Source organism: Hansschlegelia quercus (assembly GCF_004310425.1).
In the GTDB taxonomy this organism is placed as follows: domain Bacteria; phylum Pseudomonadota; class Alphaproteobacteria; order Rhizobiales; family Methylopilaceae; genus Methylopila; species Methylopila quercus.
Genome location: NZ_SIUB01000009.1, coordinates 111,260 through 127,199 on the forward strand (window position 1 = coordinate 111,260; position 15,940 = coordinate 127,199).

The following is a 15,940-nucleotide window of genomic DNA, read 5'->3' on the forward strand; positions in this document are numbered from 1 at the left end:
AACGCGCAGGCGCGTCTCGAAGCACGCAGCACCTGTGAGAGCCGTCTTGGCGAGCACTGAAGAATTTCACTTCGACGGTTGGCTGAAGGCGGCCTTCGCGGAGACTGGCGCGTTCACCGCCTTGGTTGTCCTCGTCGATATCGGCAGGAAGGACGCGACCCCCGTCGCCTCCACCTTCTTCCACGTCATTGGGGACGAGGCCGACTGGGCGGAGATGAGCCGCCTGTTCGCAGGCGCGCCGAACCGATGGAACGGCGCGGCCTTCTTTGCCGAGACCGCGCGGGACGGCGGGCCGCTCGACGAGCCGCTCGCCCGCATCGAGCTCCGCCGCGTCGAGCAGATGATCGACGACGACCGGATGGCGCTGAACGAGGCTGCGTTCTTCAACCGTAAAGGCCAGCGTCTACGGATCGACGAAGATGGAGACAGCGCGTGAGCGTTCTCGCCCGCGACCTCTGCGCCGACCCTGCGCTGCTGTCGATCGCCGCCGCGCAGGAGCAGGCGGCGGTGCTCGTGGCGGGTCCCGTCGAGGACGAGCTTGTTCCCCTTCGGGAGCTCGCGGGACGCGTCTCGTCCGAGTCGGTCGCCACGCCAACCCCTCTGCCGCCCTTCGACCACTCCGCCATGGACGGATATGCGCTCGCTGGTCTCGGGCGCAGCCATGTGGTGCGAGCGCGGCTCGCCGCCGGGGCGGAGGAGACGCCGACGCTGGTTCCAGGCGAAGCTGCGCGCATTCTCACCGGCGCGCCGATGCCGGCGGGCGCGATCGCTGTCGTCATGCAAGAGCGGGTGCGGCGCGAAGGCGACCGGATCACCCTCGAGGCGGATGTCGAGGCCGGCGCCAACATCCGTCGGCGCGGCGAGGACGTCGCTGCAGGCGAAGTCATCGTCCCCGCCGCCGTGCGGCTTGACGCGCGCCACATTGCGATATTGGCCGCGGCCGGCGTCACCCAGGCGCGTGTCCGGCGACGTGTCCGGATTGGCGTGCTTTCGACCGGCGACGAACTCGCGCGTCCTGGCGAGCCGCTGACGCCCGGCCGCATTCACGACGCCAACCGGCCGATGCTGATGGCGATCCTCAATCGACCGAGCCACGAGATCGTCGATCTCGGCGTCGCGCCGGACGAACCCGCGGCGCTGCGGCGTCTGCTGCTCGACGCCGCTGCCCGCTGCGACGCGATCGTCACCTCCGGCGCGACCTCGGTTGGCGACGAGGACCATCTCGCCGCCGCGGTGTTTGCCGGCGGCGGTAGGCTGGAGCTCGCTCGTGTCGCTCTGAAGCCGGGCAAGCCGGTCGTCGCGGGAACGCTGAGGGGCGCGGTGCTGATCGGTTTGCCGGGCAATCCGTTCGCCGCGCTCGTCGCCCATGTCCTTGTCGGCCGCGTCGCGCTGGAGCGGCTCGCCGGACTGGCGCCGAAGCCGCTCCGACCGCTGCCGGCCTCCGCAGGCTTTTCGCAGAAGGGCCCGGGCGGCCGGACCGAGTTCGCGCCGGCGGCTTTGCGCGGCGTCGATGAGCGGGGGCTCATGGTGGTCGAGAAGCTTGGCCGCGGCGGCTCGGCGCGGCTCGCCCCCCTCATCGCTGCCGACGGGCTCGCGGTCATTCCCGCTGGCCGGGCCGATATCCGCATCGGCGATCCGATCGGGTTCCTGCCTTTCGAAGCCGCGGCCGAGCTCTAACCGACGCCTCTCGGCTTAAAAAAAGCCGCTCGTCGAGAGAGACGAGCGGCTGGGAATTGCGACCGCCGCGACCTGATTTGGGCGCAACGCCTAAGGGATGTTTACACAACCATCGAATTACGGCCGAGTTTCGGCGGGTTTCGTCGCCTTCACGTCTCCGTCAGAGAGCGGTTGGCGCCGGGGTGATCGGCAGCCGGGCGAGAAGGCCGAGCAGAGCGCGGTCCTGCAGCACGATCGTCTTTTCTTTCGTCGTCAGCCAAGCCTTTGCGTCGTCGAGCGTCTCCGCCTCCGAAAGCTTCGCCGCAGCCATCACGCGATCGGCTTCGATGACGCCCTTCTTGCGGGCCGGAGCGATCGCGAGCATGCGTTCGTGGGCCGCGAAAAATTTCTCGTCCGCATGGACGGTAGCCAGCGCGTCGCCTTCGTCCACGCCAGCCGCAGCGAGGCGTCGCCCGTTTTCGCGCGCAGCGGTGGCGATCTCCGGGATATTTGTCTCCTCGGGAATCAGCATCAGCCCGAGCCGCTTTAGAGCGAGGCCGGAGCCGAGGTGACCGGAGAGCCAGGAGAGCGGAATGGCGAGAAGAAGGCCGGCGATCGTCGGCGACATCCAGGCGACCAGCGAGGGCGCGATCGCGGCGCCCGCGCCGAGCGCCACGACGCCGAGCACGGTGTGCCAGCGGTGGCGGCGGACGATATCGGCGAACGGGATCGAGCCGTCGTCGCGCCGCTGCGGGTTCCAGCCTGTCGCCCCCCCGGCCAGGATCTGGAACACCGAGCCGGACTGCACCAGCATCATGATCGGCGCGAACAGCGAAGACAGGATGATCTCGAGGATGGCGGAGATTACAATGCGAATGGTCCCCCCGCCGGCGCGCCGCGAAGGTCCGTGCAGGAGGTGGACGATCAGCCCAAAGATTTTCGGCGCGATCAGGATCGCCATGGTGATTCCGAACAACGCCAGCGCACGTTCCGCGTCGAAGCGCGGCCAAGCCGGGAACAGCGAGAACTCGTCGGTGAAATATTCCGGCCGGATGAACTTCGATTGCAGCGCCAGTGCGATGCCGCAGAGCAGCATGAACATCCAGAACGGCGAGGCGAGATATGAAAAGATGCCGTTGAGGAAGTGGTGGCGGCTCAAGGGGTGCAGGCCGGCGGTTCCCAGCAAAGCGGAGTGCTGAAGATTGCCTTGGCACCAGCGCCGGTCGCGCTGGCTGACGTCGATCAGCGAGGGCGGGCTCTCCTCATAGGAGCCCTCGATCTGCGGCAGCATGTAGACCGCCCAGCCCTTGCGCCGGATAAGCGCGGCTTCGACGAAGTCGTGGCTCAGGATCAGCCCGCCAAAGGGCGGCTTGCCCGGCAGATCCGGCAGCCCCGCGCCTTCCGCGAAGGCGACCGTCCGGATGATCGCGTTGTGGCCCCAGTAATTGCCGTCGCGCCCGTACCAGACGGCGATGCCAGCTGCGATCACCGGGCCGTAGACGCGGCTCGCGAACTGCTGGACCCGCGCGAACAGCGTGTTGCGATTGATGACGAGCGGCAGCGTCTGGATGATGCCGGCGTCGGGATCGGCCTCCATGGCGGCTGCGAGCGCGATCACGGCGTGGCCGGTCATCAGGCTGTCCGCGTCGAAGATCAGGAGGTGATCGTAGGCGCCGCCCCAGCGCGAGACGAAATCCTCGATATTGCCGGCCTTGCGGCGGTGGTTCTTCGCGCGGTGGCGATAATAGACGCGGGCGTCCGGCCCAAGCGTCTCGCGCAGTTCGAGGAAGGCCCGCTCCTCGGCGATCCAGACGTCCGGATCGGTTGTGTCGGAGAGCAGGAAGCAGTCGAAATGGTCGGCGAAGCCCAGCCGCTTGACGTCGTCATAGGCGGCCTGCACCGCTCCGAACACGCGGCTCGGCTGCTCGTTGTAGATCGGCATCACGAGCGCAGTCTGGGTCGTCAGCTTTTCCGGCAGCTCCGGCCGGGACAAGGCAGGCCGGCCGATCAGCGCGAAAAAGCCGATGATGCCGCTCGCGAAGGCCAGCGCGATCCATGCGAAGTTCACGAGGAACAGCGCGAGCAGCGCCCATTCGAGCACCGTGACGCCGCCGACCTCGACGACCCCGTACATCTCACGCGCGCCGAAACCGGTCGCGAGCACGGAGACGGTGAACACCACGGCGCGGCTGCCCCATGGCGTCTTCCAAGCCTCAGGGCGGATACGCGAGCGCTCGTCGCCGCGCGACCACGTCTTGAGCGGCTGCGGCGGCATGGCGATCGGCCGCTCGGGCGGCATCGCCGCCGGCGTGGACACGGGCGGTGCGGCTGTCTGGTCGTTCACGGGGTCCATCGGTACAGCCATGTCTCGCTGATCGGGCCGCCGTCCGTTTCGAGCAGCATGCGCAGTTCGCAAAGATCGTCGTCGCCGGGGTCGAGGTCGAAGGTTACCCGGTAGCCCTTCGTCTCGGGATTATAACGTCCGAGAGGTTCGCGGATCTGGCCGACCGAGGTCGACACGTTGACGCGCACCCCTGGCGCCTTGGCGGGATCCGCGACGGCCTCGCCGACGAAGTCGACCACGAACCGCCGTCGCCTGCCGCCTCCGCTCCCAATGACGGTCTGGCCGACGACCGCATTGGTCGGCCGGTCCGGGGGCGTCCAGCACCAGTTCATGCGGTAGGCCATCGATAGCCGCTGGCCGCCCTCAAGCGGCTGTTTGGGCCGCCAATAGGCAACGATGTTCTCGTTGATGTCGGTGTCGGTTGGGATTTCGAGTAGCTGGAGCTGTCCAGGCCCCCAATCGCCGATCGGCTCGATCCATGCGCTTGGCATCCGGTCGTAGCGGCGACCGAGATCGTTATAGGCCGGGAAGAAGCGCTCGCGCTGCAGCAGGCCGAAGCCGCGCGGGTTCTGGTCGGTGAAGACGCTGATCTGCAGATCGCGCGGATTGGTGAGCGGTCGCCACAGCCATTCGCCGGCGCCCGTCCACATCTGCAGGCCGTCGGAGCGGTGGACCTGCCCGCGAATATCGTCGACGCCTGCCCGGTCGTTGGGGCCGAACAGGAACATCGAGGTCATCGGCCCGACGCCGATATGCGTCAGCGTCTCGCGCGCGAACAGCGTCAGCTCGACGTCGACGACGGTGATCTCGCCCGGCCTCAGCGTGAATCGGTAGGCGCCGGTCAGCCTGCGGCTGTCGAGCAGCGCGTGAATGACGAGCGCGTTCGAGCCGGGCGTCGGCCGTTCGATCCAGAAGGCCCGGAACATCGGGAATTCTTCGCCGTTCGGCTCGCCAGTATCGATCGCGAGTCCGCGTGCGGAGGTGCCGAAGATCTGGCCGCGCGCGAGCGCGCGGTAGATTGTAGCGCCCTGGAACACCGCGGCTTCCCGCATCTCATCCGGTCTATCGAGCGGCGTTCGGACGGCGAATCCCGAGAGCGGATAAGGCTGATCTGGATTGGGCTTGGGCGCGCGGCCGAAATCGAACCATGAGCCCCGGACGTCGAACGGCCTGACCTTGCCGTCGTCGACCGAGGCGATCCGGACCGGCTGGCGATAGATCGAACCGCCGGGCATGAGGTCGAGCGTGAAGCCCCGGTTCTCCGAACCCCAGGGCGTACGCTCCGGCAGCATGCGGATCGTGTTGAAGACGTCGCGCGGCAGGTCGGCGAAGCCGTTCGGCAGGGTCGAGCCCGGCGCTTCATGGCCGCGCGTCGCGAGCAGCCGCGCGTGCTCCTCCAGCGCCTCGCGCGAGAACGGCGCGCCGTTCGCGAAGATGTCGGCCGGGGGCGGGGACGGGGCGGGCTGCTGCTCCTGCGCGCCAGCGGCGGCGCCGAGGCAAGGCAGGATCGCGACGCCGAGGAGGAACTCTCTACGCTTCATGGATGCCGGGCGATCGACTCCGGCGGGGCCGGACGACGGAATGACGGTGGTTCGGTCAGCCGGGATGATGTCGCGCTCCCGTCACAAGTCCAGCGGAGTCTTGCAGTCCCCGACCGCTCCGTCAGGGCGTCGCGAGAGGCTCGCCCGCGAAGACCGTCGTATCGCAGGGGAAGCCCTGGTCCGCAAGCGTGGCGCAGGCGCGTTCCGCTTCCGAGCGCGTCGCAAAGGGTCCGGCGACGAGGTCGTAGGCCCCTTGTCCGTCCTGCCCTTTGGCGGCCCGCCCGGTCAGTTGCGCAAGCGATTGCGGGTAGCGCGCCACCAGCGCCGCCCAGCGCCGGCGGACGGCTTCGACCGAGACGTCCGGGCCGAGCGAGAGCGCGAACGTCCCGGACGGAGCGGTCTTCACGCTGTGCGCGATCGAACCCGTGACGTCGACCTCGGTCGCCCGAGCCGCGATCTTGAGTTCTCCGACGCCGCGCTCCAGCCGGCTCACCCGGTCGAGAAGCTGGGTGCGCTGCTCCGCGAGCAGGGCGACCTCGCGGCGCAGGCCCTCGCCGTCGCTCGCGACGATCCGTTCGCTGCTGCTGTTCCGCGAAACCCAGGCGGTTGTGCAGGCCGCAAACAGCGCCACCATCATCAGCGCGCCCCAGATCAGAGCGGGCGACGCCGGGGCGAGCCGGATGTCGGTGACCGAGTGATGGTCGTAGTCGGAGTGGTTCAAGGACGCTCTAGCCCAAGCCTGCAGGGAGACGATGGGCGGAAGCATAGCTGAGTCGCGGGTTTGCGCAGGCGGCGCATGATCCGCCGCTGTTGCGAAGGCGCGCGCGAGCCGCCACTGTCCGGCCGGCTGGATTCCCTCCTTCTCCGTCCTGCCTCCATGCCAGAGCTCACCCGATGAACGCCGCCCGCTCATGCCTCACGATCGTGCTCGCTGCAGGCGAGGGCACGCGGATGCGGTCGACGACGCCGAAGGTGCTGCACAAGGCGGCCGGGCGCTCGATGCTCGCTCACGTCCTGGCGGCGGCGCGCGAAGCCGGCGGAGACGCGATCTCTGTCGTCGTCGGGCCTGGTCGCGAGGACGTGGCTGCGGAAGCCGAGCGCGTCGTCCCGGGCGCGCAGGTCTTCGTGCAGGCGGAGCGGCGCGGCACGGCCCACGCCGTCCTTGCAGCCGCCGAGGCGATCCAGTCCGGGTATGACGACGTCCTGATCGTCTATGGCGACACGCCGCTGATCCGGCCCGAAACGCTGAAGCGTCTTCGCGCGCCGCTTGCGCACGGGGCCTCGGTCGTCGTCCTCGGCTTCGAGGCGGAAGACCCCACGGGCTATGGACGGCTGATCTCGAAGGGGCAAGATCTCGTCGCGATCCGCGAGGAGAAAGACGCGACCGACGAGGAGCGCGAAATCCGGCTGTCGAACGCGGGCCTGATTGCGATCGCTGGCGCGCGCGCGCTCGAATTGCTGCGCGGGATCGGCGACCGGAACACGAAGCGCGAATTCTATCTCACCGACATCGTCGAGGTGGCGGTGGCGAACCATCAGGCGGTCGCAGTGGAGGCCGCTCCGGAAGCGGAGGTGCAGGGCGTCAACGATCGCGGTCAGCTCGCGGTGGTCGAGGCCGCGCTTCAGCAGCGCCTGCGCCGCGCGGCGATGGCCGGAGGCGCGACCCTGATCGCGCCGGAGACCGTGTTTTTCTCGCACGACACCGTGGTCGGCCAAGACGTGCTGATCGAACCTAACGTGGTGTTTGGACCCGGCGTCACGCTGGCGGACGGCGCGGTGATCCACGCCTTCAGCCATCTCGAAGGCGCTCGCGTCGGCCCCGGCGTCTCCGTTGGCCCGTTCGCCCGGCTGCGGCCGGGTGCAACGCTCGCGGCGGGATCGCGCGTCGGCAACTTCGTCGAGGTGAAGAACGCGGCGATCGGCGAGGGCGCCAAGCTCAACCATTTGACTTATGTCGGCGACGCCGAGGTTGGGCCCCGCGCCAATCTCGGGGCCGGAACGATCACCTGCAATTACGACGGCTTCGCCAAGCACCGCACCACGATCGGCGCGGACGCGTTCATCGGCGTGCATTCCGCACTGGTCGCTCCCGTGACGATCGGCGACGGCGCCTTCGTCGCGACCGGGAGCGTCGTCACGGAGGATGCGCCCGCCGATTCGCTGGTGATCGCGCGGGCGCGGCAGGTGACGAAACCCGGCCGCGCCTCGAAGCTGAAGGCGCAGTTCAAGGCTGCGAAAGCGGCGAAGGAAAGCTAACGTTTGGAGAAACCCTGCTGCGAGCTTCGATCTAGCGCTTCACCAAGCGCATAATGCCCTCCGCCGCCGCGACCGCCGTCGCGAAACTCGCCTGCAGGAGGTAGCCGCCGGTCGGCGCCTCCCAGTCCAGCATCTCGCCGGCGACGAAGGTTCCCGGTCGCCGCTTCAGCATGAACGCATCGTCCAGCGCGTCGAACGTCACGCCGCCCGCGGTCGAGATGGCGCGGTCAAGACCCGTGGGCGCGACCAGCCTCAGCGGCGTCGCCTTGATGCGGCGGGCGAGCGCCGCCGGGTTCTCGTCGAGCGGACCGCCTTCTCGCAGGACCGCAACCGCCGCAGGGCTGAGCGAGGCGGCCTTCCTCAGATGTGTGGAAAGTGAACTCTTGCCGCGGCGCTCGGCGAGCTTCGCGGTGAGCGCCTCCTCCGAGAGGTCGGGCCGGAGGTCGAGCATGGGCCTGATCTCGCCATTTCGGGCGATGGCGTCGCGGAGCCGGCCCGAAAGCGCGTAGATCAGCCCGCCCTCGATCCCGTCGGACGTCACCATCGCCTCGCCCCGGGCGGTCTCCCCTTCGAAGCTCAGCGCCGCTCGCTTGATCGGCTCGCCCGCGAAGCGTTCGGAGACGAACGGCGTCCAGGGAACGACGAAGCCGCAATTCGCCGGCTGAAGCGGGGCGACGGAGATTCCGGCGCCGGCAAGCGGGCCGACCCATGAACCGTCGGATCCGAGCCGCGGCCAGCTTGCGCCGCCGAGCGCGAGGACGCTGGCGTCGGGCGTCCTGACAAAGCGTCCGCTCGGACCTTCGAGGGTGAGCCCGCGATCGCCCTCGAAGCCGACCCAGCGCGTGCGCGTCTCGATCGCGACGCCGAACTCCGCAAGCCGTCGCAGCCAGGCCCGCAGCAGTGGCGACGCCTTCAGGCTTTTCGGAAAGACGCGCCCGCTCGTGCCGACGAAAGTCTCGACGCCGAGGCTCTCGCACCAATCTCTGAGCGCCGTCGCGGGCAGAGCGGCGAGGGCCAACTCAAGCGCCGAGGCCGCCGCGCCATAGCGCGCCAGCAGGCGCTCGTGCGGCTCGGAATGGGTGAGGTTCAGCCCGCCGCGCCCCGCCAGCAGGAATTTGCGTGCGACGCTCGGCATGCGCTCATAGACGGTCACCGCGCAGCCGGCGCCCGCCAGTCGCTCAGCCGCGGCGAGCCCCGCAGGACCGGCCCCGACGACCGCTATTTCGGGCCTCGCTCCGTCGCTCACATCATGCTCCGCCATCTTGAACTGGCCGGCAGGTCGAGCGCGCCGGGCTGGCCAAGTCAACGACGGATGCGTGACGGACCCCACCAATCTGCGCTAGATATCGCCTGATGAGTGCGACCGAAAAAACCCTGAGCCCGCTGCGCTGGCTTCTTGCCCCGGTATGGGCGGCGCAAATCTTCACGGGCGCAAAGTCCTTTGCGGACAATGGCGTGCTCGGTAGCGAACAGCTGAACCGCCGCGGCCTGCATGTCTGGCGGGTGAAGCTTGCTTACGCTATGGCCGAGCGCCGCCGCGCGAAGCTCGCGCACCGGGTCGCCGCCGAAGACCGTGCGGCCTTCGCTCAGAACGGCTTCATCGAGAAACGGAATTTTTTGCCCGAAACGCTGTTCCGTGACCTCGTCGCCGAGCTCGACAGCGTGCAGGCGCCGGCCCGCGAGATGAAGCAGGGCGACGCCATCACCCGGCGCATCGCTCTCGATCCGGATACGTTGAAGCGCATGCCGGCCTGCGCCGCGGTGCTGGACCTGCCCGAATTTCAGAATCTCACGCGCTATGTCGCGAGCTTCGACATCGAGCCCGTCGTCTATATCCAGACGGTGTTCGCCCAGGTCGATCGCTCGAAGACCGACCCGCAGACCGCCGTCCACGCCGACTGCTTCCACCCGACCATGAAAGCGTGGCTCTTCGTCCACGACGTCGAAGAGGACCTCGGCCCCTTCGTCTACGTTCCCGGTTCGCACAAGCCGACGCCCCGCAAGCTCGCCTGGGAGCGGCGCATGAGCGTGGCCGCCTCCAGCCTAGACCGGCTGTCCGCCCGCGGCTCCTTCAGGGTGGCCGGCGAGGACCTGACGCGGATGGGGCTGCCGCAGCCGAAGAAGTTCGCGGCGCCCGCCAACACGCTGGTCGTCGGCGACACCTGCGGATTTCACGCGCGGGGAAAGAGCGAGCGGCCATCGACCCGGGTCGAGATTTGGGCCTATTCGCGCCGCAACCCGTTCATCCCGTGGGTCGGCGGCGATTTCTGGTCGCTCGGGCCGCTGCGCCGCCGACAAGCCCCGCTTTTCTGGGCGGCGCTCGACCGGCTGGAGAAGTTCGGCCTCAGCCGCAGCCCGTGGCGTAAGGCGGGGACGGTGACGGCCGCGTCCCCTCCGATCTCGCGCGCGCCCTAGGCCGCGCCCCTCACCACTTGCCGGTGTTCGCCATCGAGGCCCATGGCTCGGCGGGCGCCTTCGCCGCGCCCTTCTGCAGCAGCTCGATCGAGATGTTGTCGGGCGAGCGTACGAACGCCATGCGGCCGTCGCGGGGCGGGCGGTTGATGGTCACGCCCTCGGCCATCAGCTTTTCGCAAAGCGCGTAAATGTCGTCGACCTCATAGGCGAGGTGCCCGAAGTTCCGGCCCTCGCCGTAGGTCTCCGGATCCCAATTGTAGGTGAGCTCGATCTGAGCTTCCCGCTGGCCCGGGGGCGCGAGGAAGATCAGCGTGAAGCGGCCCTGTTCGCTTTCGCTGCGGCGGACCTCCTCCAGCCCGAGCTTGCGGCAATAGAAGTCGAGCGAGGCGTCGACGTCGGTCACGCGGACCATCGTATGGAGGTATTTCAAGGCCGGTCTCCGTCTGGCGGGAGGACGTAGCTATGAGCCTCGACGACGATCGCAAGATCGAGCGCCTCGCCGCGACGCTCGCTGGCGCGGGTCGCGTGTTCAGCTCCTTTTGACCTTGAAACATGTGAAGTGATGCGTCCGTGCCTCAATCGTTAACGTAGCGCCACGATTGAGCCATTTTCCGCTTTCCCGTGAGGGATCGGATGCTATCGTTTGAAGGGACCGAGTCGAGGGCTTCGTTTCCTCGGTTTGGTGGGTGTATCCGGGCGGGCGAATCGTATGGGCGTTGACAGGGCCGGGGACATTTCCCCCGACACGTTCGACCACGGCGACGCGGAGGGCGTAGACCTCTACGAGGTCTCCGGCGTCATCAAGTGGTTCGACGTCGCGAAGGGCTACGGCTTCGTCGTGCCCGACAATGGCGGTCCCGACGTCCTTCTCCACGTCACCTGCATGCGTCGCGACGGATTCCAGACCGCGACCGAGGGCGCGCGCGTGGTCTGCGAGGCGCAGCTGCGCCCCAAGGGCGCGCAGGCCTTCCGCGTGATCTCGATCGATGAGAGCACCGCCCGTCACCCCGGCGAGATGCCGCCGCCGCGCACCCATGTCTCGGTGACGCCGACGAGTCCGCTCGAATTGGTCGAGGTGAAGTGGTTCAACCGGCTGCGCGGCTTCGGCTTTCTGACGCGAGGCGATGGCTCGCCCGACATCTTCGTGCATATGGAGACGCTTCGCCGCTTCGGCATCATGGAGCTGAAGCCCGGCCAGCGCGTCTATGTGCGCTACGGTCCCGGCGCCAAGGGACTGATGGCGGCAGAAGTGCGGCCCGAAGGCCCCGACGGACCGGCCGGCGTCCCGTCCTCACACTGACCGTCAAGGCGTCCGCGTCGATGCAGCTCCGCATGCGCCTGTCCGTCGCGCTCGCCTTCGTCGCCGTGGTGACGGCGCTCGCCGCCGTCGCCGCCCCGAGGTTGGAGAGCCTCGCCTTCGAGACCTCGTCTGGGCGCCACGAATTTCAGGTCGAGGTCGCGGCCAGCCCGCAGGAGCGGGAAGTCGGCCTGATGTACCGCCGCTCGCTCGATCCCGACCACGGAATGCTGTTCGATTTTGGCAAGGTCGACAGCGTCTCGATGTGGATGGAGAACACCTACGTCTCGCTCGACATGGCCTTTGTCGGCGAGGACGGGCGGGTGACACGGGTGGAGGAGGACGCCCAGCCGCTCTCGACCCGCATCATCTCGTCGGGCTCTCCCGTGAAATTCGTTGTCGAGCTGCTCGCGGGGACGGCGAAGCGCATCGGCCTCAAGCCGGGCGACCGGGTGATCCACCCGAGGGTGGGCGCGTAAGCGCAGTCATGCGCATCCTGATCGCCTATGTCGCCACCGCTCTCGTCTTCCTCGCCGGGGACATGATCTGGCTCGGCTACGTCGCCCGCGACTTCTATCGCAACCAGATGGGCGAGCTTATGGCGCCGAACGTCAGCCTTACGGCAGCGGTTGCGTTCTACCTGATCTACATCGTCGGAGTGGTCTACTTCGCTGTCCTCCCTGCTCTAAATGCAGGCTCATGGACGACGGCGCTGGTATCGGGGCTGATGCTCGGCCTGATCGCCTACGCGACCTACGATTTGACGAACCTCGCCACAACTCGCGACTGGCCGGCGGCGCTCGCCTTTGCCGACCTCGCATGGGGCGCGACGCTGACTGCCGTCGCCTCGACCGCAGGCTTCTTCATCACGCGAGCGCTGACCTCGAACTGAGGCCGCTTAGACCGACAGCCGCTTGACGCCGCCCGGGAGCACGCCGAGCCGCTCGAGATCCTGAGCGGACAGGGCTTGAAGCGGCGCGCTTGGCACCGCGGCGCCGTACGGAATCGCTTTCCGCGCAGCCGCCTTGTCGGCGATCGCCGCAGCCCACGAGCCGCCTTTGGCGCGGTCCTCGCCCTTCAGATTCGCCAGCGGCAGCGTCAGCCGCCACCCGGCCGGCGTGCTGGTTCTAACGTCCATCACCGCGCCGCCGGTCTCCGGCATCTTAGCCTGCGCCATCGTCGTTCTCCCCGCTCAGCTTGTCGACGGACGTGAAAGCCTGGCCCGAAGCCACCGCGAGCCGCCCTGCCATCGCCTCGCGCAGTGTGGCGTTGATGCGGTCCTGCCAGCCGGCCCCGTCCTCCTGGAACAGCTCCAGAACGTCCTTGTCGATCCGGATCGAGACCAACTCCCGCGCGCTGGGAACGCCCGCCGGCTTCGGCGGCGTCGCGAGCGGCGCAGGCTTCGGACGGAACGCAGCCTCGGCCGCTGCGCGTGGATCGGTCGGTCGGCGGGCCATGGAAGCTCCTTATTCGTTCGGATCGTCCTTGACGATAGATGGCAGGACGCGACAAGGCGGTCCAGAGCATCCTCGCCGTCCGCAGGTCGTTGCGCCTATTACCCCAGGAGCGCACTTTCAAACGGCGTCAGCGTTTCGGCTGTTGTCGGGCGGAGCCCGTCGAGGCATAAACGCGGCGTTCGTTGGTCTCGGGGCGTAGCTCAGCCTGGTAGAGCGCCTGCTTTGGGAGCAGGGGGTCGCATGTTCGAATCGTGTCGCCCCGACCAATGTCTTCGTTCATGCTGCGGAGGATGATCTTTTGGCCGTTCGCATCTTCAAGCCCGCGCGCACCGCAATGCAATCGGGCGTGGCGAAGACCAAACGCTGGATCCTTGAGCACGAACTCACAGAGGCCCGCCGGGTCGAGCCGCTGATGGGCTGGACCTCCTCGGGGGACATGAGCCAGCAGGTGCGCCTGTTCTTCGACACCAAGGAGGATGCGATCGCCTATGCGGTCCGAGAAGGCCTCGCTTACCGCGTCGAGGAACCGAAGAAGGTCGCGCCGCGCACGGCCGCCTATTCCGACAATTTCCGGGCCAACATCGCCGAGCCCTGGACGCACTGAACTAGACCATCAAGGCCCCGTAGCTCAGTTGGATAGAGCGTCAGCCTTCTAAGCTGAATGTCGCTGGTTCGAATCCAGCCGGGGTCGCCACCGGAATCTCCGAAGATTTAAGCGTCCTTAGAGTCAATCCAATCGCTGGAAGCCCGCCCGCGACAGCGATTGCAGCAAGAAAAGGTGCGGTCTTCAGAAACGCGCTTAGACGGCGCCGCCGGCGCTAAGCCGCAGGTTGATGATTGTCATTAAAGCAACAAGCGTTCCGAAGGTTATCAATGGACCCGGAGCCCCTCGTGATGTCTTACGGGGCTGTATCTCTCACCACCTGTTCGTCGCAGGCGCTCCTTAGCGTCCGGCGGCGAATGCGCGATCAGTTATCGTCTTCGTCGGGCTCATTGTCGTTGGCGCGCGTTGGCCGACGATTGCGTGCTTCGACACGGTGAGGCGGCTCTTCCAGTTTCTGAGGTAAGCCTCCACGAGCGATGGATAGTCCTCGATCAGCAGCAGGTTCTCTGCATTTCGCTTATCAGCGTTATACGTGAAATTATAGCTGCCGGTGGTCACCGCGCGCCGATCGAAAATCATGACCTTGTTGTGCGCGACGCCTGCAGATTTATCAATGAACACGGGGATGCCGCCCGCGACCAGCATCTTGAGTGCGCTTTGCGTGTCTTGGTGGGGCGCTTTCAGGATACGCGGACGTTACCCCCGCGCCGCTTGGCTATAACGAGCGCCTTCATTATCGGCCAGTTAGTAAAGTTGTGGCCGTTGACGAGGATTTCGTCTTTGGCGGCTCGATCTGGCGGACATGAATCGGTGCGCAGCTCTGCTGCGGCGTAAAGTAGACACTCAAATGCGCCATCGCTGGCGCAGGGTATTCTTGTAGGCTTAGAGCAGGCTGCGCCTCCGCATGTGGAATAGCGAAGACTAGTGCGAGGGCAGCGTACAGGATTTGCTTGGCCAAGAAGTTGATCAGCGATTAGAGCAGGTTGCTCAACACTTTTGTCACTTACAGGCTGAAGTATGAACCCATCTAACTGGTTCCGCCTGCCATCGCTTAGACGATGTTCTCATCTACTCGTCGATCGGTGGCAGCTCGAAGTCTGCAGCGGGGCCGGCGGCTTCCGAAAGATAACGCAGTGCGTCGGGCACCTTAGATTCGACAGGCTCGAAGTAGTTTATGCAGGTCATCTTGACCTTATGGCGGCTTATCATCTTTAGGCGCTCAATCAACTGCTCCTTCGATGCAGTTTTGCAGAAATTGACGGAAAAATGCTTGTAGTCGGCTTTTCCAACATAGCCTGTCGCACGCTCTGTTTGCATAGCCAAGTATGCGTGCGCTGAGATCGGCCAAAACTGCGATCGATCCCGGAAGCGAAAGGACATGTTGCGGGCGAACTCTGGCGTGAATTGGGCGAACGCGTCTTCCATCACTGAACGCAGCATCGGGTAATGGACGTGTGGCGTTGCAAAGAAATTGTTAAGATCATAACCAAACATATGGGCGGCCATGATCTGATTCGAATTATGGAAGCTTATAGGCTTATCTATAAGGCTCGTCCAACTCCCGCGTAGAACCATCTTACCTTCGCGGAAGAAGTCCGTCTCCTGCGTCGGAGCGGCAAAAATCATGTCGTCGTTACAGTAGATGAACTGCTCCGCCAGCTCAGGGATTCTCCAGAGCATCGTCTCGATGGCGAGAGAATTAAAGACCGGCAGGAAACCTTCGAAGCCGCGATAAATCGTGCGATGGTCGACAACCTCGATATTGCTTGATTGCGCCAATTCCCGATCGATGCAGCTGGGAAACTGGTTATCTGTGATCAGCCATATGCGCCGAATCCACGGCGCGTGATTGCGAATTGACCGAAGATTGAAACGGATTTCTTCGTTGTCGCTGAAGCGCCTATTCTTAGTCGCCACAGTTTCGGGGGACGGCCCATTCGCGAGGTATCGAGCGCGCTTCTTCCGGTGTTGGGAATCTGCGCCGCTAACCCAAGCGATGACGATGTCTGTGTCGGTCAAAATTTGGGCCCCGGACTTCGATACGACTAAGCAGCGTACGGGCCGGGATGCTCCTTGGAGGTACAATCCAACGTCGGCCACAAGAACCGACAGTGATATGGAGTTAGCGTGCGCGCGGCAACCAAGCAGGATGGCTGCTCTGAGTGATACACCTACCCACAGAAGCCGTATGGGGCCGCGCGCCCGCTGCGGATTTTGGATCGAACTGCGCGGAAGCATGCCGCAGGGTGGCTCGTCCCGATGGGCCGCGATTTCCCATACTGGAGCCTCAGTGTGACGTTGTTTGTTCAGACGCCGCGCAACGACGATGCGATCGCGACATTCGGGCCCTACAGGCGGCACCTCAATGCA

General features: G+C 66.2%; 16 protein-coding genes, 2 tRNA genes and 1 pseudogene. 10 read left to right on the forward strand and 9 right to left on the reverse strand.

The annotated features are described in order from the left end of the window. Positions 1-46 precede the first annotated feature (46 nt). Both EYR15_RS15425 and EYR15_RS15430 read left to right on the forward strand, forming a co-directional pair. Positions 47-436 (forward strand): hypothetical protein, encoded by a 390-nt coding sequence (locus EYR15_RS15425; protein ID WP_131004462.1) that lies wholly within the window; start codon positions 47-49, stop codon positions 434-436. Further along, positions 433-1,677 carry a molybdopterin molybdotransferase MoeA gene (locus tag EYR15_RS15430; RefSeq protein ID WP_131004463.1) on the forward strand — a complete coding sequence of 415 codons (1,245 nt, stop codon included), beginning with the start codon at positions 433-435 and terminating at the stop codon, positions 1,675-1,677. Before EYR15_RS15425 ends, EYR15_RS15430 begins: the two co-directional genes overlap by 4 nt. 160 nt (positions 1,678-1,837) lie before the next feature. Here EYR15_RS15430 and mdoH read toward each other — a convergent pair whose 3' ends face one another. The 3 genes from mdoH to EYR15_RS15445 form a co-directional block, all read right to left on the reverse strand. Beyond that, the gene (mdoH, locus tag EYR15_RS15435) at positions 1,838-4,021 is read right to left on the reverse strand and encodes a glucans biosynthesis glucosyltransferase MdoH (RefSeq protein WP_382239344.1); all 2,184 of its coding nucleotides are present in this window, start codon (positions 4,019-4,021) and stop codon (positions 1,838-1,840) included. Continuing rightward, on the reverse strand, positions 3,997-5,541 hold the full coding sequence (locus EYR15_RS15440) for an OpgD/OpgG family glucan biosynthesis protein (RefSeq protein ID WP_131004464.1): 1,545 nt from the start codon (positions 5,539-5,541) through the stop codon (positions 3,997-3,999). Before EYR15_RS15440 ends, mdoH begins: the two co-directional genes overlap by 25 nt. A gap of 121 nt (positions 5,542-5,662) precedes the next feature. Beyond that, positions 5,663-6,262 carry an SPOR domain-containing protein gene (locus EYR15_RS15445; protein WP_165455521.1) on the reverse strand — a complete coding sequence of 200 codons (600 nt, stop codon included), beginning with the start codon at positions 6,260-6,262 and terminating at the stop codon, positions 5,663-5,665. Positions 6,263-6,435: 173 nt separating this feature from the next. On the opposite strand from EYR15_RS15445, the gene glmU reads away from it, so the two are divergent. Next, on the forward strand, positions 6,436-7,797 hold the full coding sequence (gene glmU / locus EYR15_RS15450; RefSeq protein ID WP_131004466.1) for a bifunctional UDP-N-acetylglucosamine diphosphorylase/glucosamine-1-phosphate N-acetyltransferase GlmU: 1,362 nt from the start codon (positions 6,436-6,438) through the stop codon (positions 7,795-7,797). A gap of 31 nt (positions 7,798-7,828) precedes the next feature. Here the strand turns inward: glmU and EYR15_RS15455 are convergent, their stop codons facing one another. Beyond that, positions 7,829-9,043: a TIGR03862 family flavoprotein gene (locus EYR15_RS15455; protein WP_382239339.1), complete on the reverse strand. Its 1,215-nt coding sequence runs from the start codon at positions 9,041-9,043 to the stop codon at positions 7,829-7,831. Positions 9,044-9,150: 107 nt separating this feature from the next. On the opposite strand from EYR15_RS15455, the gene EYR15_RS15460 reads away from it, so the two are divergent. Next, complete coding sequence (locus tag EYR15_RS15460) at positions 9,151-10,212, forward strand: phytanoyl-CoA dioxygenase family protein (protein WP_131004468.1); 1,062 nt, start codon at positions 9,151-9,153, stop codon at positions 10,210-10,212. 10 nt (positions 10,213-10,222) lie between these two features. Here EYR15_RS15460 and EYR15_RS15465 read toward each other — a convergent pair whose 3' ends face one another. Beyond that, a complete protein-coding gene (locus EYR15_RS15465) occupies positions 10,223-10,642 on the reverse strand; it encodes a VOC family protein (RefSeq protein WP_131004469.1) in 420 nt (139 codons plus the stop codon). A 279-nt stretch (positions 10,643-10,921) separates the two neighbouring features. Between EYR15_RS15465 and EYR15_RS15470 the strand changes: the two genes are divergently transcribed. From EYR15_RS15470 to EYR15_RS15480, 3 genes are read left to right on the forward strand one after another with little or no spacing between them, the layout of a single operon-like run. Next, entirely contained in the window at positions 10,922-11,512 is a 591-nt protein-coding gene (locus EYR15_RS15470; RefSeq protein WP_131004470.1) for a cold-shock protein, read from the forward strand. Between the two features lie 20 nt (positions 11,513-11,532). Further along, positions 11,533-11,988, forward strand: coding sequence for a DUF192 domain-containing protein (locus tag EYR15_RS15475; protein ID WP_131004471.1), 456 nt, complete (start codon positions 11,533-11,535; stop codon positions 11,986-11,988). Positions 11,989-11,996: 8 nt separating this feature from the next. Next, positions 11,997-12,401 carry a DUF2177 family protein gene (locus tag EYR15_RS15480; RefSeq protein WP_131004472.1) on the forward strand — a complete coding sequence of 135 codons (405 nt, stop codon included), beginning with the start codon at positions 11,997-11,999 and terminating at the stop codon, positions 12,399-12,401. Between the two features lie 6 nt (positions 12,402-12,407). Here the strand turns inward: EYR15_RS15480 and EYR15_RS15485 are convergent, their stop codons facing one another. Continuing rightward, entirely contained in the window at positions 12,408-12,686 is a 279-nt protein-coding gene (locus tag EYR15_RS15485) for a hypothetical protein (RefSeq protein ID WP_245498350.1), read from the reverse strand. Continuing rightward, complete coding sequence (locus EYR15_RS15490; RefSeq protein WP_131004473.1) at positions 12,673-12,966, reverse strand: BrnA antitoxin family protein; 294 nt, start codon at positions 12,964-12,966, stop codon at positions 12,673-12,675. Before EYR15_RS15490 ends, EYR15_RS15485 begins: the two co-directional genes overlap by 14 nt. Before the next feature lie 189 nt (positions 12,967-13,155). Between EYR15_RS15490 and EYR15_RS15495 the strand changes: the two genes are divergently transcribed. The 3 genes from EYR15_RS15495 to EYR15_RS15505 all read left to right on the forward strand — a co-directional run bounded on the left by EYR15_RS15495 (position 13,156) and on the right by EYR15_RS15505 (position 13,660). After that, positions 13,156-13,232: transfer RNA gene (locus EYR15_RS15495), tRNA-Pro, on the forward strand. Between the two features lie 32 nt (positions 13,233-13,264). Continuing rightward, the gene (locus EYR15_RS15500) at positions 13,265-13,570 is read left to right on the forward strand and encodes an ETC complex I subunit (RefSeq protein WP_131004474.1); all 306 of its coding nucleotides are present in this window, start codon (positions 13,265-13,267) and stop codon (positions 13,568-13,570) included. 13 nt (positions 13,571-13,583) lie between these two features. Beyond that, positions 13,584-13,660 (forward strand) — tRNA-Arg (locus tag EYR15_RS15505). Between the two features lie 249 nt (positions 13,661-13,909). On the opposite strand, the gene EYR15_RS15510 is transcribed toward EYR15_RS15505, so the two are convergent. Next, positions 13,910-14,257 carry a phospholipase D-like domain-containing protein gene (locus tag EYR15_RS15510; RefSeq protein ID WP_342635550.1) on the reverse strand — a complete coding sequence of 116 codons (348 nt, stop codon included), beginning with the start codon at positions 14,255-14,257 and terminating at the stop codon, positions 13,910-13,912. A 381-nt stretch (positions 14,258-14,638) separates the two neighbouring features. Beyond that, positions 14,639-15,940: pseudogene (locus EYR15_RS15515) on the reverse strand (hypothetical protein); the annotation flags it as partial.